At 44.9% G+C, this 24,420-nt stretch carries 19 protein-coding genes and 1 tRNA gene; 13 read left to right on the forward strand and 7 right to left on the reverse strand.

The genetic code is table 11. The features are described 5' to 3' along the window. Positions 1-5: 5 nt before the first annotated feature. Positions 6-536, reverse strand: coding sequence for a hypothetical protein (locus AC121Z_RS17010; RefSeq protein ID WP_498125520.1), 531 nt, complete (start codon positions 534-536; stop codon positions 6-8). A gap of 288 nt (positions 537-824) precedes the next feature. On the opposite strand from AC121Z_RS17010, the gene AC121Z_RS17015 reads away from it, so the two are divergent. The 3 genes from AC121Z_RS17015 to AC121Z_RS17025 are packed head-to-tail and all read left to right on the forward strand — an operon-like array spanning position 825 to position 5,448. Further along, complete coding sequence (locus tag AC121Z_RS17015; protein ID WP_498125521.1) at positions 825-1,322, forward strand: hypothetical protein; 498 nt, start codon at positions 825-827, stop codon at positions 1,320-1,322. Further along, a complete protein-coding gene (locus AC121Z_RS17020; RefSeq protein ID WP_498125522.1) occupies positions 1,319-2,725 on the forward strand; it encodes a site-specific integrase in 1,407 nt (468 codons plus the stop codon). Before AC121Z_RS17015 ends, AC121Z_RS17020 begins: the two co-directional genes overlap by 4 nt. Then, complete coding sequence (locus AC121Z_RS17025; RefSeq protein WP_498125523.1) at positions 2,722-5,448, forward strand: site-specific integrase; 2,727 nt, start codon at positions 2,722-2,724, stop codon at positions 5,446-5,448. Before AC121Z_RS17020 ends, AC121Z_RS17025 begins: the two co-directional genes overlap by 4 nt. Positions 5,449-5,707: 259 nt before the next feature. Here the strand turns inward: AC121Z_RS17025 and AC121Z_RS17030 are convergent, their stop codons facing one another. Genes AC121Z_RS17030 through AC121Z_RS17045 form a run of 4 tightly spaced genes read right to left on the reverse strand, consistent with a single transcriptional unit; the run spans position 5,708 to position 8,566 of the window. Then, positions 5,708-6,256, reverse strand: a complete 549-nt coding sequence (locus AC121Z_RS17030; protein WP_498125524.1) for a DNA-binding protein — start codon at positions 6,254-6,256, stop codon at positions 5,708-5,710. A gap of 22 nt (positions 6,257-6,278) precedes the next feature. Next, entirely contained in the window at positions 6,279-7,166 is an 888-nt protein-coding gene (locus AC121Z_RS17035; protein ID WP_498125525.1) for an HDIG domain-containing metalloprotein, read from the reverse strand. Further along, on the reverse strand, positions 7,144-8,334 hold the full coding sequence (locus AC121Z_RS17040; protein ID WP_498125526.1) for an Arm DNA-binding domain-containing protein: 1,191 nt from the start codon (positions 8,332-8,334) through the stop codon (positions 7,144-7,146). The genes AC121Z_RS17035 and AC121Z_RS17040 overlap by 23 nt, the downstream gene beginning before the upstream one ends. Then, positions 8,327-8,566: a hypothetical protein gene (locus tag AC121Z_RS17045; RefSeq protein WP_498125527.1), complete on the reverse strand. Its 240-nt coding sequence runs from the start codon at positions 8,564-8,566 to the stop codon at positions 8,327-8,329. The genes AC121Z_RS17040 and AC121Z_RS17045 overlap by 8 nt, the downstream gene beginning before the upstream one ends. A gap of 70 nt (positions 8,567-8,636) precedes the next feature. Between AC121Z_RS17045 and AC121Z_RS17050 the strand changes: the two genes are divergently transcribed. Genes AC121Z_RS17050 through AC121Z_RS17090 form a run of 9 tightly spaced genes read left to right on the forward strand, consistent with a single transcriptional unit; the run spans position 8,637 to position 22,749 of the window. Further along, entirely contained in the window at positions 8,637-8,921 is a 285-nt protein-coding gene (locus tag AC121Z_RS17050; RefSeq protein ID WP_498125528.1) for a helix-turn-helix domain-containing protein, read from the forward strand. Continuing rightward, the gene (locus AC121Z_RS17055; RefSeq protein WP_498125529.1) at positions 8,921-9,700 is read left to right on the forward strand and encodes a hypothetical protein; all 780 of its coding nucleotides are present in this window, start codon (positions 8,921-8,923) and stop codon (positions 9,698-9,700) included. The genes AC121Z_RS17050 and AC121Z_RS17055 overlap by 1 nt, the downstream gene beginning before the upstream one ends. After that, a complete protein-coding gene (locus tag AC121Z_RS17060; RefSeq protein WP_498125530.1) occupies positions 9,693-10,238 on the forward strand; it encodes a DUF1788 domain-containing protein in 546 nt (181 codons plus the stop codon). The genes AC121Z_RS17055 and AC121Z_RS17060 overlap by 8 nt, the downstream gene beginning before the upstream one ends. A gap of 25 nt (positions 10,239-10,263) precedes the next feature. Continuing rightward, the gene (gene brxC, locus AC121Z_RS17065) at positions 10,264-13,716 is read left to right on the forward strand and encodes a BREX system P-loop protein BrxC (protein WP_498125531.1); all 3,453 of its coding nucleotides are present in this window, start codon (positions 10,264-10,266) and stop codon (positions 13,714-13,716) included. Next, on the forward strand, positions 13,716-17,243 hold the full coding sequence (locus tag AC121Z_RS17070) for an Eco57I restriction-modification methylase domain-containing protein (RefSeq protein ID WP_498125532.1): 3,528 nt from the start codon (positions 13,716-13,718) through the stop codon (positions 17,241-17,243). The genes brxC and AC121Z_RS17070 overlap by 1 nt, the downstream gene beginning before the upstream one ends. After that, on the forward strand, positions 17,240-19,564 hold the full coding sequence (gene pglZ, locus AC121Z_RS17075; RefSeq protein WP_498125533.1) for a BREX-1 system phosphatase PglZ type B: 2,325 nt from the start codon (positions 17,240-17,242) through the stop codon (positions 19,562-19,564). Before AC121Z_RS17070 ends, pglZ begins: the two co-directional genes overlap by 4 nt. After that, on the forward strand, positions 19,564-21,612 hold the full coding sequence (gene brxL / locus AC121Z_RS17080) for a BREX system Lon protease-like protein BrxL (protein WP_498125534.1): 2,049 nt from the start codon (positions 19,564-19,566) through the stop codon (positions 21,610-21,612). The genes pglZ and brxL overlap by 1 nt, the downstream gene beginning before the upstream one ends. A 46-nt stretch (positions 21,613-21,658) precedes the next feature. Continuing rightward, positions 21,659-22,363, forward strand: a complete 705-nt coding sequence (locus tag AC121Z_RS17085; protein WP_498125535.1) for a hypothetical protein — start codon at positions 21,659-21,661, stop codon at positions 22,361-22,363. Further along, entirely contained in the window at positions 22,363-22,749 is a 387-nt protein-coding gene (locus AC121Z_RS17090) for a hypothetical protein (protein WP_498125536.1), read from the forward strand. Before AC121Z_RS17085 ends, AC121Z_RS17090 begins: the two co-directional genes overlap by 1 nt. Before the next feature lie 130 nt (positions 22,750-22,879). On the opposite strand, the gene AC121Z_RS17095 is transcribed toward AC121Z_RS17090, so the two are convergent. Both AC121Z_RS17095 and AC121Z_RS17100 read right to left on the reverse strand, forming a co-directional pair. Beyond that, complete coding sequence (locus AC121Z_RS17095) at positions 22,880-23,323, reverse strand: hypothetical protein (RefSeq protein ID WP_498125537.1); 444 nt, start codon at positions 23,321-23,323, stop codon at positions 22,880-22,882. A gap of 233 nt (positions 23,324-23,556) precedes the next feature. Beyond that, a tRNA-Arg gene (locus AC121Z_RS17100) sits at positions 23,557-23,633 on the reverse strand. Positions 23,634-24,002: 369 nt separating this feature from the next. Between AC121Z_RS17100 and AC121Z_RS17105 the strand changes: the two genes are divergently transcribed. Next, positions 24,003-24,404, forward strand: a complete 402-nt coding sequence (locus tag AC121Z_RS17105) for a c-type cytochrome (protein WP_498125538.1) — start codon at positions 24,003-24,005, stop codon at positions 24,402-24,404. Positions 24,405-24,420: the final 16 nt, after the last annotated feature.

Consider the following 24,420-nt stretch of genomic DNA (forward strand, 5'->3'; position numbering starts at 1 on the left):
TAGCGTTAAAACGGCACGTTTTGGTCATAATCGGCACGACTCCATCTAGACACTCGTGATTGCGCCATCCAACTTATTATTCTCTGCCACAACCCCACATGCCGCACTGGTCTATCAGCAAGCATGATTATTTCTTCATCGACTCTATACTTGTCATTGGGATGAAGATAGTCATGAAAATCACGAAATGCATACGAAAAATCGTAATATTGAGTGGATCCGAATGCCTCAAGATACTCCTTTTCGAGCCTTAACAGTGTGCTGCATGGTGTTGGCTTGCCTTCGAAATTCTTCCAAGTACTCGGCTCTCCGTAAATATCACACAAGATTTTGAGCAGCGTAAATTGCTCCAACCTCGTTAACATTGTCAGCGCTTTCTCATCCAGCAAGAACACGAGATCACTCCGCGATTGACATATGAGGCAGACAAATTCATAAGCTAATTTGCTTTTAGAAACGCTCTTTTTTCCGCGTTGCATTTTTTCGTAGGCTTTGGCGTATTTAAAAAGTTTTTTAATCATGGGGTTCATATGCATAAAATTTCCTCATCAAAAAATGAATCAACTTCAGGCTAACACTTTGATTTGGAGCCTGGTTCACCGATGAGAAAAAGTGTGAAAAATGCCCTAAAAAACTCGCAAATCCAACAAAGTTAAAACTTGCCAGAACCCAAAAATAGAGAAACCTCGCAAAACTGAACAAAAAAATCTTTTTTAGTTTGACGACAAAGGAAATCTGCATTTAATCTGACCGTGTGCTGATAGCAGCACCTTAAACAACAACATGAATTTTTTGAATTAACGTTTGTTGATTGAGGGTTTGTTATGCAGCATTTAAATGATAAAAAATTAGTCCCAAATCTTATCTGCCACCAGCTGGCGGTTCCTGCTTTCGAGCTGACTCAAGAGATTTTCTGTTCTTCGTCATCTGCTCCAATCTCACAGCATAAACTTAAGCTTTTTAGCCAGAGACAGCATTTAGCCTTCTTTGAACGCTCATGCGGGAATAAAGTCTTTTTCACTGGTTGGCTACCACTGTTACTAACCCCTGAAAACGTAAGAAAACAAGATGTTCTCAATGGTCCTTCTAATATTGAGTTCAAAGCTTGGAGCTATACTTTAGATGCAATCCTTTCGCTCTCTTGCAGAAGTGCAGTGTTACCAAACCTGGCACTTTTCTTTTCTAACGTTCCCCAAGAATTAATATTCAGATTTTTTTCAGGCCGAACTCCGAAGACATTGCAAGCTCAGATCATTGAATTTACAGGCGAGAGCCGAGCATCAGTTCGCTACTTCTTGGGTAAGGTGGAGGAAATGAAATGAGCTCGGCAACAAACACCAATACTTCCTCAATGGCAGGCCAACACAAATTAAAACGTGAAAAGCTATTGATGTGCGACTACAACACGCTCAGCCAGCATGATGTGAAATGCTTAGTTCAGTATTGTTGTCAATCAGACTCTGGCATCGTCGAACGCGTGCTACTGGCCTCGCTTTTTACGGGTCGTAGCTTTGAATATTTAACGCGTGATGATGTTGAAATTAGATATGAAGTGGGCACAGAGTTTGGCATCTTGTTTTCAACCCTGACATTTCCAAAGTGGAATAAAGACTGTTCTGAGGATAAAGCCTCATCATCGGGCAACCTCAGCCCATTCGTGATCCTTCCGAGAGATATTATTGAGTCGATAGAAGCCGCATCGGGTCAGTCTACAGATGTACTCACTGAAGAGGCTATTGAGCTGCTGAAAACACTGAATCGAGCGACTCAGTCTCGCCTTACCCTTACGCGTATAAAGCAATATATCAAGATGCATGCAGCTAAGTGTTCCTTAACGCAGGCCGAAGTTCACTGGATTTCAAATACGCCACTAAAAGAACACGGTGGAAGTTCATATCTATCAATGAGCGCAGCTGAGCTGGCGAAAAAGCATTATCAGTTTGTAAATGCGCTCATGAAAATTGCACAGCTTCCTCAATTTGAAATTGAGTCAGTGCTTAACAATCGAATCATGATACCTGCTATGGGAAGTAACTTCCGAGTCCCGGAATTTGAAATAAAGATAGGCGTTGAAAAGCTCACCAAGACAATCACAAATTTGCAACGGTTTAAGACCAAAGACCACTGGAAGTTGTTTAACTGTTACACTTATTACACTGTGGTCTTGCTGAATATGTGCACGGGTCACCGTCCATCACGCAAGTACTACGGCAAATTCGAAAACTTCGACGTGTCCCGCAGAGTAGTTCTTATTAACGACAAAGAGAATCGTGAATCTGCGCGGGTTGTACCACTTAATGATTCTGCATTCATACAATTTAAGTTCTACCTGGCATTTCTTAACTCGTTCATCACGAAGATTCAATACATCTACCCTACAGAAGCTGACATACTTCGACGCACTCTAGATGGTGAAACTGGCCTCTTTCACTTATGGATTAATACCGGTCTAAAACCGTTCAGCCATTCTGCTGCCATGAGCTCTGATATTCCAGCGATAAAAGCGCGAGGCAATTGGAATCGACATTGGATCCGATCTGCCCTTGCACGATGGGTTGACCTTAAACCTCCTGCAATCGATGCGTATATGGGGCATGAAAACCTGCTTGATGAATCATTCTCATCCTACAGTAGCTTGGATATGTCAGACATGCGACATATCGCAAATGCCCTCAATGATGAACTTGAATTGATGTTAATCTCGCCGCTGAAGGTGACATTATGAGTAATGTAAACCGGAACTCCTCGCCTTGGCTTCTAGAAAAATTTCGTAAAGTAGCGGCTTTTTCTAAAGCCGCCGATGCACTGAGTTTGCAAATATCCCAAGCAGGTAAGATGACGACTAATAAAGAAAAAGTAGTGCGTGTGATAATGCTGGCTATCTACAGTGGAGGCCTTGCGAAACCAGCGTACCTTTCTCAACTCATAAACATGATTGTGAAGGATGAGTTAGAGATAAAAATAAGTCCAATTGGGCCATATCTTGAGTTTTCTCCCGCAGATGTTGCTAAATCTGGTAATGAAGGTTTTCGTCGCTGGCTTATAGATACAGAGACATTAGCAGCCATTCATGCGCTTAACGCCGCCAAAGACAAACGAAGGCTAGCTAAGCAGGACGATAAATCACTGTTTCAAATAGTGAAAAAACACTTTGCTTCGGTCGTAGAGTTTAAACGTATCAGCAGTTTAAAAGTGCTTTGTGAGGCGGGCTTTCTTTATGCGGCGGAGCATCCAGAGATTAACTTACCGGCATACTTAGTCAACTATGCGACTGGGAAGACAAGCGCAACCAGCATGAGTCCATCTTGCTGGAAAACATTTTGGCACACTGAACCTGACTATCGTCCAAAAGGCGAGCAACTTTCAGTAGAAACAGAAACTCCGCGCGAATCAGCACAAACACTTCCGAAATCGCGTTTAACTGACAAGGTTTTTCTATCAAATTTGCGTCACGCAATTAAATCTAAAGATCCAAACGGCAGTGTCATTCCGATTTCTGAGACACTTCGTAAACTAGACTCATTGAAATCTGTTTCCGCATCATTACCGCAAACCATGCTGCTCGGTTTCTTTGAAAAAGGAATCAAAGAGCAATCTTGGATGCTTTCAACTGCTGAAACATATCTATCTCACCTAGGCACACATTGGCTTTCGTTCACTAAAGACGTCGACATAATCACTCTGGATGAATACGGCATGACTGAGCTACTAGAAGCGCTGCTAGCCGTGAGCGAAAATAACATCTCACAAGCAGATAAAGTTAGTATTATCAAACAGTTATTCTTTTTCAGCAATGAAGTATTTAATACGACCTTGCCGGTGTTCGATGACATATTTATTTCAAAGGTTAGTAATATTCGCAACTATGTCATCAGTGAATCCAATTTTATCCGATTTATTAATAGCATCAGTGAAGTGGATGAACATCAGAATTTGAAAGGCCAGGGATTGGTGTTGACTGCGATTTTAATGGCTCGATGTGGGCTAAGACCGAGCGAAGTATTAAAGTTAAGACTGCAAGATGTCGAGCCCTCAGCTCAGCATTGCATTTTTATTCGTCAAAATAGATTTGGTACGAACAAGTCATATTCTGCACGGAGAAAGATCCCATTATCTCTAATGTTAAAGCCACAGGAATTTTGTCTATTCAAATCCTACTTAAAGCGGCGCCTTCTAGATGCTAATAATCAACTCGGACAATTACTTTTTTCGAATAGCGACAACGCCAACTTGCCTTATTCACTGAGTGATTTTCACAATAAGTTCAGTGATAGGTTAAGTCAGGTGTGTGGAGAGCATATTCATACCTATCATTTGAGGCATAAAGCGATTTCAACACTACAAGCCGTACTTTCTTCTGATTTGCTTCTGACATCATGCCCATACACAGATAAGCAGGTCGCGCAGATTAGACGATTCTTTGCGGTTAATAACAGTAGAGACATGTTGTATGAAATCGCGGCATTTGCAGGCCATTTAAGCCCTGAAACCACGTTCAGAAATTATCTACACTTTACAGACATTATTCTGTACGAACATTTAAGTGCCAACCCATGCCAGCGCAGCCGTCGATACTGGGAGAACCTGTCAGCATTGAGCAAACACCTTATAACTCGAAGGTGTGCTAGCGATAGGCCTGAACAGCATGAGATACAAACCCTCTTGATTGAAGCATTGTGTGGCAAGCAGACTAGTAATCCTCAGGTAATCGAAGTAGATAAACCTCAGCTCATTCACCCTAAGAGAAAAACTACCTATGCTGACTGCTTGACCGCACTGGAGCACCTCGAAAAAGGTGAAACCATTCCTCAAGTTGCAGACATGCTAAACCTGGAAGACTCCGTCATAAACGATTGGTATGAGCGAGCAGTCGCCGCCTCGGAGTTGAGGACTTCGAAGGGTAAGCTCCGACTTTTCCCTACCAAATGTCGCAATGAGAATACACCACTCATGCCTATCAAGCCTGCATCTAATGCTGAGCGTCAGAGAGCCGAGCTGGCTGTTGAATCCGCTCGGAAACTTTTTCAGTTAGAACGTTCTGAACTGATATGGTTTATTCAGCGAGTGATAAATACAGCCATGAATAGCCAAAGCTATCTGAAATTCGATGATGCAGATGAGTTTTATCGGTTTATGCGCTTTGCGTTGCGTTTTTCTAAAGTAAGAGAATGGCAACTTGAGCTGGATATGCCTAAGTATGAAAGATCGCGGGTGAAAGAACAGTGGAATAAGATAGATGCCGACTTATCAATCAAAATATCACCTAATGAAGTTTTGTCTGAGAAGTTCAAAAATGGTCGTGCGCGCTTGTACTTTCTTCATCCTCAAAAGCCGAGCTCTGATGCTGAACGATACTCCAGCAATGCGATTAAGTACGTATCCCACGTACTTGCTATTATGATCCCCGGGGTGCTAGCTACAAATACAGAAATGAAATACATACCTTGAGTGTAATGGGGTAGCTGTTGTGATATTGCGGTTAATCTTCTGAGTCTAGTTTGAGCATGAATGCTCCTCTTAGAGCCATTATAAAAATGGCAACTGCCATGGATTGAAATAGGCTGACACTCACATTCATACCTGTAAACAACCCAATTACGGTGTCTAAACACAGGTAAAAAACGAAGGTCATGATCACGATATTTGACAGCGTCAGCATTGTAAAAAACAAAGCAAACTCGGATAGATTCAATCTCATTCAACTCCCTCACGATTGCTCAGCTTGCTTAATACTCTGCTCAAAGGCTTTAACCTGCCCTTTTAGTTCAGCGTTATTCAAGATCAGTTTCGCATTCTGATCGGCAAGCTCTTTAAGTTCAGAATGCAGCGAGCGAAGCTCATCTTCTAACTTTTGAATTGATTCATCTGCACTGTTTTCGTATTCCTTAAAGTACTGCAGTTGCTGGTTATGCTGACTTGTGTGCTCACTTAATCGTTTTTCAAATAATGCTTGGCACCGGTTGTATGCTTGAACGATCAGACTTTCTAATGTCTTTTTCTGATTGGCAAGCAGATAGTTATAGGCATCAGACAATTCTGTCGGTAAATCATCAATAGTGAACTGATTTTCATCATCATCTTCATTGCCACCCCGTTTTTCTTGATAGCCTTCCCACACTCTGCGGATACGGGCTAATCCACCCCGAAAACCAAGCTGCGCCCTGATTGAACCGGGATTAGGTATCTTGCCCTTTTCCTCCAATTTGAGTGCAGCTTCAATGATCTCTTTCTCTTTTACCTCTGCATGACGTGCCATAACATTAATTCCGTTAATTAAATTAATTAGTTTCGTTAGTTGAATTAAATTCGCTGTTAAACGCACTGTCGCGGTCATGCTGTTGTAGCTGCCTAGCTAGTTCGGTTTTGGGTTTAAGCCCGTATCGAGAACCGGGCGTTGAGCATGTCCAGGCGTGTCTAAGTTGGTTTGCCGCCCATGCATTGATATGTGACAGCTTCGCTAGTGCGCCAGAACAAACTTCTAGTGTTAGCGAGTCATGCTCTGCCATTATCCCAACATCGGTAAGTGTAAGATCAGGCGTAAGGGTCCTAGTTTTGCCGATATCATGAAGCAAACCTGCGACAACCGCTAGATCATACTGGATGCTCTTGGCCGCCTTCGTCGCAGCAAAGTTGCTTGCAACTTCAAGTGAATGATCGAGTAAACCACCTGCGTAATTATGGTGATACTTAATACTTGCCGGGCAGGTTAGGAATTTGAGTGCGACGTCTGATTGTAAAATTACATCAGTCACAAACGCCTTCAACTCATTCATTCCTATTGAATCAACTAATCTAATTAGCCGTCCTAATGAAATCGGGTCGCGGCAGAGTGACGAAGGCAACTGTAAAAGGTTTCGGAAAAATAGCCCGCCTTTCACTGAACTTCCTATGTATTTACAGGATAAGTAAGGGCGCTTACCTATTCGTTCTACTCTTCCCTCTACATGCACCATTGAATTTGGCTGAATATCACCCTCAATACATGAGTTGTCTCTGCAATACAAAACTTGTGTGCCAGTAGCATCAGAGATTCGAATCTCAGCGAACAGGTTCTTTTGCTCATCGGCTTTAGTCACAAAACCCGCCAAAAAGTAGTCGCCTTTGAAGCGATAACATTCTTCAACTGAATATAGCGGAAAGTAATTATTCTGCGGCTTCATCATCATGAGTATCTCCTACTACTTTTGAAAACATGGCATTGGCGGCAGAGCCGTCTTTTCGGGTTAGATTGGGGACGTAGCGCGAATACACTCGGAACAACATCTCTGTATTGGCATGCCCCATTTGTTGTGCGATCCACTCAGGTGACTCACCTGCTGCAAGCCAAAGCGTCGCAGCGGTATGTCGCATTTGATAAGGATTGCGTTTAGGGATGCCAAGATTACGTAACAATGGATACCAAACACGCTTTGTAACTGCGTTGTGTTCGAGTGGCTTCCCAGCTTTATTAACAAATACGAATTGGAATTTGCCAGTGCGACCTTGCATGGTTTTTAGCGCTTCGAACACCGGTTCACTCATTTCGATATTTCGTTGACTGTGGTCGGTTTTTGTATAACCGAGCTCGCCACCTACTAACGCTTCACGAACCAAGATTTGGCGCTTATCAAAGTCGACATGCTTCCACTGCAACCCATCTATTTCACTTGTGCGCATGCCAGTGAAAAAGCGAATGAGGAAATACTCTCTGAAGTCAGGGCGACAATTGGCTAAAACCTGATTAATCTCATCTAGCGTGAACGGCTTGATATCCGACTTTGGTACCTTTAAGGGTTTGATTTTTCCGTATGGATTGGTAAAGCTGAATCGTTCAGCTGCCTCCGTGAGAATAGCCTTAGCAATTTTCATGTGCCGATTCACGTGAGAGGGCGAAAGTGTACTGCCATCCTTTTTCTTTAACCTGCACACGTGACTTCTAAACTGAAGAAGTTGCTGTTTAGTGATTTCATTTATTGGCACATTTTCAAAATAGACAGCCAGTCTTCCAAACACGATATTGTCAATCGAGGCCGTATAGCTTTTACTCCACTGCACTTTTTGCTCTTCAAACCAAGCTTTGGCGAAAGCATCAAAAGTCGGAATAACTTCGCTCTTGGCGGCAATAACGTCCGCAGTTTGCTTTAATTTATTGAGCATCCGACTGTTAGGAAACGTGGCCGCATAGTCAAACTGCCCCAACAGAATTTCCGCTTGGATCTTGTCTAACAACACTTGCAAGCGCTTGCGATTCGCCGGCGTGTCATTGAGTTCGGTTTGCTCGCGACAGCGCATGTTGCGGAATCGAAAATCCAGATAGAGCTTTCCGGTTTCTTTGCGCACATTAATACTAGGCATGGGTCACACCTCCGTTACTCATAGGAATCGCCATGGCTTGCTTAGAAAACTTGCACATGTCACGCTGAATAGCGTCCCAGACATACAAAATCTTACGACCACCAAATGGCCGTATGTAGTGAACTCCTTCTATCAATACCGAATCCTTTAACTGCTCACGAATGGTGCGGCAGTCGTATTTGATCATTTTGGAAAGCTCAGCGGTTGTTAGAAAATTTGACGTGGTTTGCATCGCTATTACCTCTACTTCGTGATACTGTAAACAGCAAATAGACATTCAAAAACTCAATTTGCCATCCTGAATGACATTTTACATCGCAGAATGTATTTGTCAATGGCTTTTTGCCATTCTGGATGACATTAAGTCATTTACGAGGTTAAACGGTGTGATTAGGTGTCATTTAGCTCGATTAATGGGCGAAAAAAAGATGAAGATCATGGATGTGGCTAGAGAAACCGGCTTAAACCGGAATACAGTCACCCTGCTTTACAAAGAGACAGCTCAACGCATCGACCTTGATGCAATCGACAAACTGTGTGAGTTATTTGATTGTGAAGTTGGTGAATTACTTGAAAAGACCAAATAATGATAACGCAAGAAATCCAAGAAAAATTTGGCTTCAAATACGGTAGAAATGGCGCCCATTCCAGCAGAACTATGATGCTGGCGGAGTTGACAGTACTTTTTGAAAGACATTCCTCAAGCGCAACTGCTCAGGAATACCAACAAGATATTGAACAATTTAATGCGCTCAATAAGCCATCTATGAAAGCACGCCAATTGACTTGGCGCCATTTAGTCGATCTTTACGGAATGAATACAGAAATTCCTTTATTCCGAATTTTCAGATTATTGTGGGAATCAGATGAAGAAGCTCGGCCTTTATTGGCTTGCCAAATGGCTCTCGCTCGTGACCCATTGCTTCGGGCGTCGCTCTCTACGATTTTAGAACTTAACATCGGCGAGACGCTGTCAAGACAACAAATGGAAGACGCGTTTAATGAACAATTCCCCGACAGATACAGCCCAGCAATGCTGAAATCTCTTGCACAAAACGTAAACGGTACGTGGACAAACGCAGGCTACTTATCAGGCCGAGTTAAAAAAACGCGTAGTGAACCCAAGATCAAGGCCGTTAATATCGTCTTCGCAATAATCCTTGGACGAGTACAAGGTGCCACCGGCAATAGATTATTCACATCAACCTGGGCTCAAATGCTCCAGTGCCGGACTGAAAAATTGCTCGAGTTAGCGCGACTAGCTGGCCACATGGGTCTCATATCGTTTAAACACTCAAGTGAAGTTATCGAGGTTGGTCTTTCAGGTTTATTAAACCGGGAAGAGGAGAATTGGTTAAATGAGTAATCGACTCGAACGTCTTATTAAGAGTTATTCAAACTTTATCAGCATTCCTTGGATTCAAGGATTATCAGACGAGCAACGCGTACTTTTCGCGGTTTATCATAAAGAGGACGAACTAAAACTTCGCTCTCGCATTGAAGAATTTCAATTCGCGACGACATCTGAAAATCACAACTGGGTTGAATTGGACATTACTCGCCTTTTCCCAGAATGGATGGCGTCGCAAAAATATCGTGAAGAATACTTCGACGATCCCGAAAGCTTAAAGACAAAGTATAAAAAATTTGCTCGGCAGTCTGTTGAAAAGCTCGCCGACTCATTGGATGGCAAAGTTAACGACAATACGCTAGTCGCGTTAATTGGTTGTGGAACATTGTTTGGTTTCGCATCCGTTTCAGATTTTGTTAAGCAGCTTTCAGCTTATGTACCCGGGCGATTACTGGTGTTCTTCCCTGGTGAGTATATCGATAACAAATACCGGCTTCTCGATGCGAAAGATGGCTGGGGGTATCTAGCAACTGCAATTACGGCTGACAACTAACTTGGTCAAAAAGGAGTTACCAACCATGTTAAATCAAGAAATTTATCAAAAAGATCCAATGCAGAACCGTTTAGCTAACAACGGTGTTGCAGAAGTTAAAGACGACCAGTCCTCGCAGGCACTTAAAACACTGCGCTATGAATTAGATACCTTTGTTTGTGATGGCGAGTATGAAAAAGGGCTTAAACAAATTCTGTCTAATTACCTGACGAACCTTACACAAGAACACGAACAAAAAGGTGTCTGGATATCGGGTTTCTTCGGATCAGGTAAATCTCACCTAGCCAAAATGCTGAGAGCACTATGGATAAATCAGCTCTTTCCTGATGGTTCGTCTGCTAGAGATATCGCTCTCCTACCTGATGAAATTAGAGAAAATCTTGTCGAGCTCAGCAACCAAGCAAAGCGGTATGGAGGCTTGCATGCTGCATCAGGCACATTAGGCTCAGGCGCAGACAATAATGTCCGCCTGGCACTTTTGAATATCGTCTTTAAATCTGCGGGGCTACCTGAACAATATCACCAAGCACGTTTTGTTATGTGGCTTAAAAAACAAGGGTTACTTGACCAGGTCAAAGCAGCGGTGGAAGCAGAAGACGATGAATGGCTGGATGAACTAGACGATCTATACATGTCTCGCAGTATTGCGGGTGCGCTTTTAGAAGCCGACCCCACCCTTGCCGACGACATCAAACAGATGAGACAACTGCTTAAAGAACAATATCCCCACGTAACTGACGTTACCAATAATCAAATGGTTAACGCTATCAGCGAGGCACTCTCTGTAGATGGCAAATTTCCATTAACGCTCGTTGTGCTGGATGAAGTTCAGCAATACGTAGGTAACGACTCTGACAAAGCTCATATGGTGCAAGAGGTAGTAGAAACCTGCTGTAAGCATGCTGCATTCTCTAATAAGTTGTTGTTTGTTGGCACTGGCCAAAGTGCACTTTCAGGCATGCCGAATTTGCAACGTTTGATGGGGCGCTTCCAATTACCCATTCAACTTTCAGACACTGACGTAGAAGCGGTTATTCGAAAAGTTATACTGTCTAAAAAAGAGGACGTTAAGCCAAAAATTGATGCGGTACTAAAAGATAATCTGGGCGAGATCTCCAGGCACTTGCGCGGCACGCGTATCGAGCATCACCAGGACGATGAGCGGGTGATGATTGCTGACTATCCGCTGCTACCCGTTCGCAGACGTTTTTGGGAAAGAGTTCTTCGCATCGTCGATACTACCGGTACTGTATCGCAGCTGAGAAATCAGCTTAAAGTCATTCATGAAGCGGCTCAAGCAACCGCAAATAAAGCCCTCGGGCATGTGGTACCTGCTGATTTCATCTACGATCAAATATCGGTCAACTTGATCCAAACCGGTGTTGTCTCAAAAGAAATGGGTGAAATTATCGGGCGCTTGGCTGCCGGTGACAGCACAAGCAAATTAAAAGCCCGGATCCTTTCCCTTGTTCTCCTTATCGGCAAGTTACCTACCGAGCCAGCCGCAGATTGCGGCGTGCGTGCGACTGCAGAAATGTTGGCGGATCTGCTAATTGACGACCTTAAGAACGGTAAGGACGAAATACGCACGGCCGTGCCCTCGCTCTTACAAGCTTTGGTGGATGACGGGCATATCATGGCCATGCAGACAGGAGCTGGTACTGAATATCGCGTGCAAACACAAGAAAGCGCACAGTGGTATGACACCTTCCGTCAAGAAGAAGCGGATTTACGCGGTAACATGCAGCGAGTGGAAAACCTTCGTGAAGATTTGCTACATAAAAAAGTCAGGGCGGAGTTAAGCAAAGTTCGCGTAACACAAGGACAAACGAACGAAGTTAGGCAGGTAATTCCTTGTTTCGATGCAGAGTTACCGCGTGACGCTGACGAGAAAGTCTATGCTTGGGTTCAGGATGGATGGAGTCTTGACGAAAACAGTTTCTTAACCGAAGCACGCCGTGCGCCCACAGATAGCCCTACCATATATCTGTATATTCCGGCGAGAAACCGCTCTGAGCTGTCAGCAGCTATTATCGCTGAGCATGCTGCCGACGCCACACTTCAAAAGCGCGGTATTCCAGGAACAGAGGCCGGTAAAGATGCTCGCAGCGCCATGGAAACACGTAAGCGAGATGCTGAGCGTAATGTGCAGACCCTGTTAAAAGAAATATTCGATGGTGTCACCGTGCTCCAGGCCGGTGGCAGTGAAATTGACGGTAACTCCATTGCCGAACAAGTAGAAACCGCAGCCAAAGCCTCAGTGATTCGCCTATACAATGAATTTGATGTAGCTGACCACGCCGGTTGGGCGCGCGTTATTGAACGAGCTCGAAAAGATGGCGGTCAAAATGCAATGGAAGCAGTGGGACACAATGATGATCCTGAAAAGCACCCTGTGTGCGCTAAGATAAAGAGCTTTATCGGCGTATCAAAGACCGGAAAAGAAATTCGCGAAAACTTTCAAGGCAAGGGCTATGGCTGGTCTCAGGATGCGATCGATGGTGCATTGTACGCCATGCTCGCTGCAGGCGTGCTGATTGCTGAACCTGGGCTAAAAGCATCCGAATTAGAGAGAAAACAACTACCCAGCACAACCTTCCGGCCTGAACAGTTAACTATTCGCCCAGTCGATTTAATCAAAATCAAAAGCGTGATTTCTGCCGCAGGCATCAAGTGCGAAAAAGGCGAAGAAAAAGCCAAAGCAATTTTACTTGCCGAAAAAGGACGCGAGCTGGCCAAAGAAGCCGGCGATTCTGCGCCGTTCCCACCTGCGCCAGACAGCGCTATTTTTGACGAGATTGCGCGCCAATCGGGCAATGCTCAACTCAAAGTGATCCTTGATAATCAAGATGCCATTAAGGCGGCATTGACTGACTGGAAAGCAACGGCGGAGAAAATAAAGCAGCGTCGTCATGATTGGGCGCAGTTACAAGAATTACTGCGACTCAGCGAAGGCCTTGCCTTTTTCGAGCCAGCTAAAAACCTTGCTGACACCGTTGTAAAGAATCGCTCTTTACTTGATGACCCCAACCCAGTCATCGACACAACGAAAGAGTTGGTCAAAAAACTACGTGAAGCGTTAAAACATCGTATTGACGATTACCAAGCAACACACCAGTCATTGGCAGATCAACTCAACGCGGACCATGATTGGCAGAAATTAACGCAGGAGCAACAAACCGACATTTGGACACGCCGTCATCTGGCTATCACACCTGCACCGGATATCAGTACGACAGATGCACTGATCGATGCACTAGAAAATACCACGCTAGAACAATGGCGGGACAAAACAGACTCGTTGACGTCAAAGTTTGAAAATGCGCGCCAAGAAGCAGTGAAAATGTTAGAGCCAAAGGTGCAACATTATTCACCTCGACGTGTCACTGTACGCAGTCCTCAAGAGCTAGATGCCTGGTTAGATGAAGTGAAAAAAGCAGTATTAGATAAGTTAAACGATGGACCGGTGAGCTTCTAATGACTACACGTAAACCACTCGAAAAAACATTGCGCACAGGCCTTGAACGCACCGTCATTAAGGCCCGTGATATTGCAGAAAAAGCCGCCCAACAAGCACTTGAACGCTTAGCAGTGGGGGATAACAAAGCGCCCGATTATTTCGATGAGTCTCAGCGCGCACTTCGAAACCAGCTGCGTGCCCATGGTCGCCAATTGGGCGATATCCGCCGCGCCAATGGTGAGCAAGGAATTAATAAGCTGGTCACTGAAGTGGCCTATGAGCACTGGCATCGCATGTTGTTCGCCCGCTTCTTGGAGCAAAACAGCTTGTTGATGTACGACCAATACACACCTTTGACCATCGATGAGTGTAATGAACTGGTGCAAGACGGCGTGTTTCAGGATGATCTTGAAGCGCAGTGTAATAGTGGCTGGGCATTAGCCGGCGTGCTTGCGTCAAAAATGTTGCCGCAGATATTTCGCATCGACTCCCCTGTGTTCAAGTTGCAGTTTGCCCCTGAGCTACAGCGGGAACTAGAGCAGTTGGTGCTTGGATTAGCGCCAGAGGTGTTTCAAGCTCAAGACAGTCTTGGCTGGGTATACCAGTTCTGGCAGAGCAAACGTAAAGACGAAGTCAACAAATCGGAAGTCAAAATTGGCGCCGATGAGTTGTCTCCGGTAACACAACTTTTTACCGAACCCTATATGGTGAGCTTTCTGCTCGATAACAGCTTAGGCGCCTGGTGGGCAGGAAAACGGTTAAGCCAGGATGACTTCACCAATGCAACATCTGAACAAGAGCTGAGAGAAAAGGCTACCATTCCCGGCGTGCCACTTACCTACCTTCGCTTTGTTAAGGAAAATGACCAATGGCAACCCGCATCGGGCTTCTTTGAAGGTTGGCCAGAACACTTAAGCGAACTTAAAACCCTCGACCCCTGTTGTGGCTCCGGTCATTTCTTGGTTGCAGCGTTTTTAATGCTCGTGCCCATGCGCATGGAAATGGAAGAACTCACAGCAGAGCAAGCGGTTGACAAAGTGCTGGCCGAAAACATCCATGGCCTGGAGCTTGACCAGCGCTGTGTAGAACTTGCCGCCTTTGCTTTAGCATTGGAAGCGTGGCGCTACCCGAAAGACAGCAAAACAGATGAAGCTATTGGTTATCGCCAATTGCCAGAGTTACACCTTGCCTGCAGTGGCTTGTCGATTACCGCCGCAAAAGACGAATGGAAAGCGCTCAGCCAAAAAGCAGGTAAACAGAACCTGACAATCGCCCTAGATTGGATGTACGAAACGTTTAAAGACGCGCCGGTGCTTGGCAGCCTCATCAACCCCAAACGCTTACATAGCGCCAAAATTGCTAAATGGGATGAGCTTGAAAAAGTACTTAGTGACACACTTGAAGCAGATGAAGCGTTAAAGAAAAACCAAGACCTAGAAACAAGTCAGGTATCGCAATCCTTTGAGGCCGGTATTGCTGCACAAGGGTTAGTGAAAGCAGCTAAGTTGCTGTCTAGTCAATATCATTGGGTCATTACCAATGTGCCTTATCTGGCAAGAGGCAAACAGGCTGAAACATTAAAGTCGTTCTGTGAGAGATATTATGGCGAAGGTAAAAACGACCTTGCCACAGTCTTTCTCGACCGGTGCCTAGAATTCTGTAAACAAGGCGGAAGCTCGAGCATTGTCTTGCCTCAAAATTGGTTGTTCTTAACAAGTTACAAGATGTTTCGGGAAAAATTACTCACGCAAGCCACATGGCATTTAATTGCTCGTTTGGGGCCCGGTGCGTTTGAGACCATTAGCGGTGAGGTCGTTAAAGCCATATTAATCAACCTTAGCCGAGGCAATTCTGCTAGAGAATCGGGCGGGCTATTTGATGCTGCTGAGCGCAGACAACTGATTCGTGGGGTGGATGTTTCCGAACCTCGCACGGCAGCCGAAAAAGCTGAGCAGTTGATTTCGGCGGAAGTGAAAAGTGTTGTGCAGTCGAAGCAGCTGGAGAATCCGGATGCGAGGGTTGCACTGGATGATACTGATGCGATAGCGCTACTTCAGCAAATTGCATCAGGATTACAAGGAGTTTCACCTGCTGATGCACCTCATTATGGTCGAAGGTTTTGGGAAATCGAGGAAGTTACAGGAGATTGGAAGTACTGGCAAAGCACAATTGAATCGAATGTCGATTTTGGCGGAAAGGACCTCTTACTGTGGTTTAACGATGATTTAGAAGCAGCTTTTGATCGTGGACAGGCTTATTTGCGTGGTACGGATGCTTTAAGTAAGGCCGGATTAGTTGTTAAGCAAATGGGAGAGTTGCCGTGTACTATTCACACTGGCGTTCATTTCGATACAAATTGCTCTGTGATTCTTCCAAACAACGAATCCCACCTTCCCGCAATCTGGTGCTTCTGCTCCTCTCCAGAATACAACGAAGCGGTACGTCGAATTGATCAGAAGTTGAATGTCACTAACGCCACTTTGGTCAAAGTTCCTTTCGATCTCGCTTATTGGACCAAAGTCGCTGAAGAACAATATCCCAATGGCCTGCCCAAACCCTATTCTGACGACCCCACCCAATGGATATTCCATGGGCACCCCTGCGGCTCAGTTATTTGGGATGAAGAAACAAAGTGGACGGCCGAATCAGACCTACGCACTGACGATACCGTATTGCATGTTGCTGTGGCTAGATTGCTTGGCTATCAATGGCCAGCCGAGCTGGATGCGGAAATGGAATTGGCCGATGAGCAGCGAGCATGGATTGATCGCTGCGACGTATTTAATGCACTGGTTGATGACGATGGCATTGTGTGTATTCCACCCGTGCGGGGAGAAAAGGCGGCTAATAGTCGACTAGAATCCATATTGGAAGCTGCCTATGGCGACCAGTGGACGGTGAGCGTTCGCAATCAATTACTACAATCAGTAGGCAGCAAATCACTCAATGCCTGGCTACGGGACAAGTTCTTTGAGCAACATTGCAGGCTATTCCAACACCGTCCGTTCATCTGGCACATTTGGGATGGCCTGAAAGATGGCTTTAGTGTGCTGGTCAACTACCACAAGCTGGATAGAGCCGGTCTTGAACGGCTTATCTATACCTACCTGGGTGACTGGATCCGCACTCAGCAGGCAGGTGTTGCTGATGGTGTTGACGGTGCCGATGTTCGCTTGGGTGCCGCGCAAACGTTGAAAGCTGAATTAGAAAATATCCTGCGCGGTGAAAAGCCCTACGATATTTTCGTGCGTTGGAAGCCGCTGTCAGAGCAACCTATTGGCTGGGAACCCGACTTAAACGATGGTGTACGGTTAAATATTCGCCCCTTTATGCTGGCTAAAGACATGGGCAAAAAAGGCGCAGGGCTACTGCGCGCCAAGCCTAACATTAAATGGGCCAAAGACCGTGGCACCGATGTCGAGTCGGCCCCCTGGTATCACCTGGGCCCCGACTACGGCGAAAAACTCGGCGCACGCATTAATGAGCACCATTTGAGCCTAGAGGAGAAACAGCTCGCTAGAGATGCGAAAGGTAATAGTGAATGAAGTTACTTGACCTGTTGTGTAAAGAAATACGATATAGCGCTAAGTACAATTCCGCTATCCAGGTAGCGCCTTCAGTGGTGTTGTGGACGGATAAAAAACGTGACTGGGAAAGCGCATTACCCTTGCTCCAATCTGCAATGCCCGAGCTATTGGTGCTGGGTGATTACAACCCTGATAAGCGCATGGGCCCTGCCATTTGGATTAAGTGCGTTATTGAAGGTGTGTTGCCAGAGTTTGATTATCCAACCGATAAAACACCGATTATATATTTACCTGGCTATGAACGCAGAGACTTAAGGGCAATTGCAAATTGCCCTGATGAACTTAAGCCGCTTGCCGAATTGCAATATCGAGGAACGTGGTGGGCGTATAACAGTGCTGGACGAGACTGGACAGTAAACGCATTTTTACTCTCGCAAAGCGGTGGTGCCGGTTTAGATGTGGCTGGTGACAACAATACACAAAAAGCGTTGCTTAAAGTTGTCCCCGAAATACTAGAAAGTGAACGTGAAGATTTAGCGAATAAGCGACTAGAAGCGCCCGATTTTAATAAGCTGATTTCGAGCGACCCTGTGCGTGACCTTTTGGTTTGGATGAATGCCCCCAAACGCGCAAAAGAGAACTGGGATCAAGCAAGATGGGAAGCATTAGCGAGCATTTGGGAAACGGAATATCACTTTAATCCAGATAAAGATGGAGAACTGACCGCAGCAGAAAGGCTGTGCGCCAGACAGGGGCCATGGGAATCCGTTTGGCAGCGATATGTTGAAACCTGCCATCATTATGCAGAACTACCAGAACTGCTGATGAAAGTAGAGCCCGATCTTGCCGCTGAAGGCACAAGCTACCCCGCACTTAATGACCAATTAGAATCTCAATTAGAAAAGGCATTGCAAAATATTCCTGGCAAAGCAGGCAGCTCAGAAGCCCGGCGCCAGCTTTTAAAACTGGAACAAGAACACGCAGACCGCCGAAATTGGATTTGGTTTGATTTGGGACTTTCACCACTGGCAGGTGTGCTAGAACACCTTGCTATTGTAGCGAAACTCACCGAACACGCCTTTTCTGGGCTTAGCATTGATGAAATGGCAGAGCAATATCGCAACACATTCTGGCAAGCGGATAACCATATGCTCGAGGCGCTTGCTTATAACCTTAAATCCCATCATCAAACGTTAGTGAAGTCTCTGCTTGATCTTATTTATACACCCTGGTTGGAAGAAGTTACGAATAACTTTCAGTCACTGGTTAAGCGAAACGGATATCAACGAGAAAATGTTGCGAGAGAGGCTACCGCTCACTATGAGGTAGGTGGTGAGGTTGTATTTTTTGTCGACGGACTACGCTTTGATGTCGCACAACGCCTTATCGACAAACTGAATAACCTAGGTGATGTTACGTTGACCAGCGATTGGTCTGCACTACCGTCGGTAACATCGACTGCCAAAGCGGCCGTTACCCCAGTAAACGATAAAATCACCGGCCGATCATCAGATAAAGATTTTAAACCTAGCCTTCAAGAAAGTGACGTCGCATTTTCATCCCACTATTTGAAGAAGTATCTCTCAGAGAAAGGCTGGGCGTATCTAGGAGAAAATGAAACAGGCGATCCAAGCACTAACGCTTGGGTTCAAACTGGCGATATCGATAAAGAAGGCCATGTAAAAGAATTAAAACTTGCCGGACGGATTAATACGTTACTCGATGAAATAGTTGAGCGAGTGGAAGACCTTTTCGCTGCAGGTTGGCGGAAAATCAGAATTGTCACCGACCACGGCTGGATATTGACGCCCTCCCCCATGCAAAAAGTCGAGATAGCAAAATATCTCACTGAAACTCGATGGGGGCGATGCGCCTTAATTAAAGAAAATGTGCAAACAGATCACTTAACACTGGGATGGCACTGGCACCCGGAGGTTTCTGTAGCCATGGCTCCAGGTGCCAGAAGTTTTATTGCTGGGAAACACTATGATCATGGTGGATTAAGCCTTCAAGAATGCTACACCCCGGTGATCAGCATTTTAAATCGACAAGAGCCATCACAAGTTAGTGCGATATCAGCCAGTATTACTGAGGCTCGCTGGGTAGGACTTGTTTGCAAACTGAAATGCGAGGCTGATAGTCCATCAGTAACTGCGGTGTTGCGAACGCAGCCAGCTAATGAAGCGTCTGAAATTAGCCCCAGAAAGCTACTTAAAGATGGCAAATGCAGCTTAATGGTTGATGACGATCATGAGGGCACATCTGCAGTTACCGTGTTAATTGATGAGGCCGGAAATGTGCTTGCTAAGCAGCCAACTATTGTTGGAGAGGAAGATTGATGGAACTTGATGAATTAGATTTAAAAGCGGCACAAACACTAGAAGGGTATCTAGTTAGAAAAGATCTTGTCAGAACTTTTGCGAGGCAATTTCCGGTTCCAACTTATGTCGTAGAATTTATGTTAGGACGCTATTGTGCGAGCACTGACCCAGAAGACATTAATGAAGGGTTAGGAATCGTACAAAAGCAACTTGAGTCGCGTACGGTTCGAGCAGGTGAAGAAGAGTTATTCAAAGCTAAAGCATATAAAAACGGCACCGTAAAACTCATTGACTTGGTCAGTGCTCGCTTCAGCCAGAAAGACAATGGCTATCTTGCTTCTTTGCCTAGCATTCAGCTGAATAAGGTGCGAATCAATGACAATCTGGTAGATGATAATGAGCGTTTGTTAACCGGTGGCTTTTACGCTGAGATTACCCTTGAATACGACAGCCTTATTGCTGAAGAAAAAGGTAACGCGTTCGGAATTCGGGAGTTAAGACCCATTCAATTGTCTAAGCGAGATGTATTAGATGCCTTAGGCGAAGCTCGCGCTAAATTCACTACTGAGGAGTGGAAAGATTTTTTGCTACGGGGCATTGGACTCGAGCCCGACAAGCTGGACGACCGAGCCAAAGATGCAATCTTTTTGAGAATGGTCCCCTTTGTTGAACGTAATTATAATCTGGTTGAATTAGGCCCTCGCGGAACCGGCAAGAGTCATCTATTTCAACAGGTTTCCCCCTACGCGCACCTTATCTCTGGCGGTAAAGCGACAATTGCAAAAATGTTTGTCAATAACGCCACCGGAGCACGTGGCCTGGTGTGCCAATACGATGTGGTGTGTTTTGATGAGATTAGCGGTATTTCCTTTGACTCAAAGGAAGGCATTAATATCATGAAAGGCTACATGGAGTCTGGGGAGTTTTCTCGGGGCAAAGAAAGCATTCGAGCCGATGGTTCAATGGTATTCGTAGGCAATTTTGATGTCGATGTAGAACATCAACAGCGCGTAGGCCACCTTTTTGGACCTTTGCCGCAAGAGATGCGCGACGACACGGCCTGGATGGATCGTATCCATGGATACTTGCCTGGTTGGGATATTCCTAAAATGAGCTCGGATTTGGTCACTGATCATTTTGGATTGGTCAGTGACTTCTTCTCAGAATGCTTGAGCCGACTGCGCTTTCAAAGCCGAGTAAGTGTATTACAGAACCGTGTTCACTTTGGTGGAGCGTTAAGTGGACGGGATACCAATGCAGTAAATAAAACCGCATCAGGGTTATTGAAGCTGCTATACCCCTTGCCAGATATGCAGGTTTCTGACGAAGATTTAGAGTGGTCAGTAAGGTTGGCGCTAGAAGTTCGTCGCCGTGTCAAAGAACAACAAAAAAGGATTGGCGCAGCTGAATTCAGAAATACTCACTTTAGCTACTTTATTGGTGATGATGGCGTAGAGAAGTTCGTTGCCACCCCGGAACTGAGCTCTGATAACGAAATCGGTGATGACCCGATGGAACCAGGTCAAATCTGGACCATCAGCGAAGGCGGCCAAGATACAGGTGACAATGCAGGCTTGTATCGAATTGAAGTGAACGCTGGCCCCGGTTCGGGCGTGAAGATCCTCAATAACCCAGCGCCACCCGCATTCAAGGAGTCTGTTCGCTATGCTGAACAAAACCTTTATGCTCGCGCTGCCTCGTTAGTTGGAGACCGCGAACCCCGCTCCCACGAATACTCCATTCAATTACGCGCATTTGACGCCGCTAAGAAAGGCGCAAAGCTTGGAGTACCTGTACTGATCTCAATGAGCAGTGCCTTACTCAAGAAGCCGGTAAAAGGTGGATTAATTGTTGTCGGTGAAATTAACCTGGGTGGTTCAATCGAGCCAATTCACAATGCCGTCAACATTGCTGAATTAGCCGTAGAAAAAGGGGCAACCGCACTTCTCATGCCCGTGACCGCCCGTCGACAACTCTATGACTTGTCCGATGATATGGCCACGAAAGTGGATATTCAGTTTTATCAAGATGCGAGAGATGCTTTATTGAAAGCGTTGGTTGAATAGCGTTAGACGCTTAGAAATTTTTTTGCAATAACTTAGGGAGAATAAAATGAATTCAGGGAAGAAAAATATTCATCTCGTATTTGATGGCAAGCGTTGGACTTGTGAAGACAAGCATATAACTTTTGCTCCAGGGGCAAAAGCTATTGCCGAAGTAGATGTTGCATCAATTAAAGAACAAGGTTTTGTCAGAAAAAAGCCAAAGCCGTTTAAAGTAAAAATATTTGATGATGGCGATGAGCTGCTAGTCGCAGTTAAAGTACCGAAATTTGAAGACCTATCTTCGGAAATTCGACGTTCATTTTATCATGATGTGGACTTTAGATTATGTCATGAGAGTTTGCGAATTGGTTTAGGTAACTATTCATTCATCAAACTTACGCTCAAACAATTGACGGCAGCTGACTCCTTCTCTTCTAGTAAAACACCCGAAGGCACAGGCTGGTTTGATTACCTACCGTTCGAAAAGGGAGTCGTTTACTGTGGCGCCATAGAACTTCCTGAGGCGCTAGATATAAAGCCTAACCCTAAAAGCCTTAATCAAGCTTATACACGGATATCAGAATGCATAGAGAAGGAAAGAGTTTCTCACACAGGCAATATTTATAAACTCGTTTTCTATAAAGAAACGAATGGCGTCTGGTATCCACTCAATAAACTTAGAAATCCTTCCTCGTTAGATGATCCAGAGTTTATTGTTTCCAAATTATGGAAGAAAATTGAGGCGCACAATCAACTTTGTGAGGAACAGTGATGCTTGGCTTCGAATACGAAATCTTTTTGATCGACGAAGATGTTAAAGAGCACCCTCTCGATCAGTTCGCCAGTAAAAGCGATACCCATAAATTTGCTGTATTCAAAGTAGGTCCATACAGCGACCTTTGGATACAACAGCTCGAAAAGCTGGGTATTGCCCAGTATCGCGGCGGCAATAACTACTATCCCAACCGCTATACCGTGCCATTTAAGCATGTTTTACCTCAACTGCTAAGAGAACCAGAAAAGTATGGCGCAAATGTGATTGGTGACGATTATTTTATCGGCGTTGATTTCATTCCGAATATCGAAGTAAACAAAGACATTCTGAAGCGCTGTGCACCAGACTCGTTATGCTTGGTTGAAGAGTGGGATATGAGTTAGTCGTGAAGCAATGGATGGTCGATATCGTAAACCACCCATTACGTTTGCTGTTAGTCCAAAAGCTTCGCCCAAGTATTCGTAATTATGTTTGTTGCAGTCTGGACAAGAGAATTGATCAAAGTTAATCCTATTAGACAAGCCTACTGTGATTTTCACACCATTGATGCCAGCATGATTCCTTATAAGCTTCCTCTAAGTTTTTAAACGAAAAATCAAAACTCTTAAACTGTTTCTGGTTTGCAAACAACCATTGATGAAGATCTTGCGAAATCAATGCAGGCTCATCCGCCATAGGATTTGGCAGTCCGCGCACATTCACAACATATGCTGCAAAGGCGATCAAATTCTCACCGCTATATCCAGTGTCAAAAATTTCCTGTAACACATCATATAAATCCGACGTTTTGAATAGTTCGAGTTCTGCATATGCTTGTGCCTGGCTGATTCGATACCATTCAATTGTTTCCAAGTCTTGTTTATAAGGTTCAGAGTTTAGTGACCACTCTCGTACTCGATATTGATAGACAACGTTAAATAGCGCGACTAAATCACTGCTCGTTTTGCTTAATTTCATGGAATACCTCCGTCATCTGTTACTACCATGATGTAAACCAAGATAACGGCAAAAAATAGTCTGTCATTTTTTTGAAGATTATTTTTAGAAATCTATGAAAAATATTTTGGAGGTCAAGGGAACAAGAGGCTACTGAGGTGAAATGTAAATCCCTTAGCTTGGTCACAATCTGGTCACAGAATGCTTTTTGAAGGTTTGTGACCAAGAAAAGCAAAGTACAAAAAAGAGGGAAATGGCCCGCCCCAGAGGATTCGAACCTCTGACCTCAGCCTCCGGAGGGCTGCGCTCTATCCAGCTGAGCTAGGGGCGGATAAACTTTTTACTTCAATTTTTATCATACACGACGTTGCGTCGTATTCTTAACACAATGTCCGTTGCTCACTTTTCCCTATTCCCGGATGTCCGTAACCTCCGGAGGGCAACGCTCTATCCAGCTGAGCTACGGGTGCCGTGAAGAGGCGCCAATAATACGTTGCAAACATTAATGCTTCAACCGCTTTGTCACTCTGAAAGTGCGATTAAAACCGAAATACCGAGGTTTGCGTAATATCATCAATGTTAACGGTTGTCCCGATTGAAATTACCGCTATAATCGGGAGTCTGCAAAATTGTGACAGTTCGCCTTTTAAACCGAATTGACACAATAAATCGCGAAATTAACGAACGGCTGGAGTCTGTTGTGAAAGTAAAAGTTTTAGTAGGTTTGTCAGCATTATTGTTCAGTGCGCTAACACTCAATGCTCAGGAAATGAAAGATGAAGAAATTGCTGAGCGCATCAAACCTTATGGTTCAGTTCATGTAGCAGGCGCTGAAGCAGCAGGTGCTGCCGCGGCAGGCCCTCGTTCAGGTCAAGACATTTATAACCAAGCTTGTGTAGCCTGTCACGGTTCTGGCGTATTGGGTGCCCCTAAGCTGCAGGTCGCAGCTGATTGGCAACCTCGCTTGGACGAAAAAGGCTTCGATACAGTTTGGGAAAACGCCATCAACGGTATCAATGCCATGCCGCCAATGGGAACCTGTGGCGACTGCTCTAACGACGATATCAAAGCCGCTATTGAATACATGATCGAAGGCATCTAGTCTATTTTGGCCGCTG

This window comes from Alteromonas sp. DYW1 (genome assembly GCF_059752595.1).

Bases quoted from the DNA above. Each gene is read 5' to 3' on its own strand.
- AC121Z_RS17010 (WP_498125520.1), bottom strand. From the start codon at position 536: ATGCATATGAACCCCATGATTAAAAAACTTTTTAAATACGCCAAAGCC.
- AC121Z_RS17015 (WP_498125521.1), top strand. From the start codon at position 825: ATGCAGCATTTAAATGATAAAAAATTAGTCCCAAATCTTATCTGCCAC.
- AC121Z_RS17020 (WP_498125522.1), top strand. From the start codon at position 1,319: ATGAGCTCGGCAACAAACACCAATACTTCCTCAATGGCAGGCCAACAC.
- AC121Z_RS17025 (WP_498125523.1), top strand. From the start codon at position 2,722: ATGAGTAATGTAAACCGGAACTCCTCGCCTTGGCTTCTAGAAAAATTT.
- AC121Z_RS17030 (WP_498125524.1), bottom strand. From the start codon at position 6,256: ATGGCACGTCATGCAGAGGTAAAAGAGAAAGAGATCATTGAAGCTGCA.
- AC121Z_RS17035 (WP_498125525.1), bottom strand. From the start codon at position 7,166: ATGATGATGAAGCCGCAGAATAATTACTTTCCGCTATATTCAGTTGAA.
- AC121Z_RS17040 (WP_498125526.1), bottom strand. From the start codon at position 8,334: ATGCCTAGTATTAATGTGCGCAAAGAAACCGGAAAGCTCTATCTGGAT.
- AC121Z_RS17045 (WP_498125527.1), bottom strand. From the start codon at position 8,566: ATGCAAACCACGTCAAATTTTCTAACAACCGCTGAGCTTTCCAAAATG.
- AC121Z_RS17050 (WP_498125528.1), top strand. From the start codon at position 8,637: ATGACATTTTACATCGCAGAATGTATTTGTCAATGGCTTTTTGCCATT.
- AC121Z_RS17055 (WP_498125529.1), top strand. From the start codon at position 8,921: ATGATAACGCAAGAAATCCAAGAAAAATTTGGCTTCAAATACGGTAGA.
- AC121Z_RS17060 (WP_498125530.1), top strand. From the start codon at position 9,693: ATGAGTAATCGACTCGAACGTCTTATTAAGAGTTATTCAAACTTTATC.
- brxC (WP_498125531.1), top strand. From the start codon at position 10,264: ATGTTAAATCAAGAAATTTATCAAAAAGATCCAATGCAGAACCGTTTA.
- AC121Z_RS17070 (WP_498125532.1), top strand. From the start codon at position 13,716: ATGACTACACGTAAACCACTCGAAAAAACATTGCGCACAGGCCTTGAA.
- pglZ (WP_498125533.1), top strand. From the start codon at position 17,240: ATGAAGTTACTTGACCTGTTGTGTAAAGAAATACGATATAGCGCTAAG.
- brxL (WP_498125534.1), top strand. From the start codon at position 19,564: ATGGAACTTGATGAATTAGATTTAAAAGCGGCACAAACACTAGAAGGG.
- AC121Z_RS17085 (WP_498125535.1), top strand. From the start codon at position 21,659: ATGAATTCAGGGAAGAAAAATATTCATCTCGTATTTGATGGCAAGCGT.
- AC121Z_RS17090 (WP_498125536.1), top strand. From the start codon at position 22,363: ATGCTTGGCTTCGAATACGAAATCTTTTTGATCGACGAAGATGTTAAA.
- AC121Z_RS17095 (WP_498125537.1), bottom strand. From the start codon at position 23,323: ATGAAATTAAGCAAAACGAGCAGTGATTTAGTCGCGCTATTTAACGTT.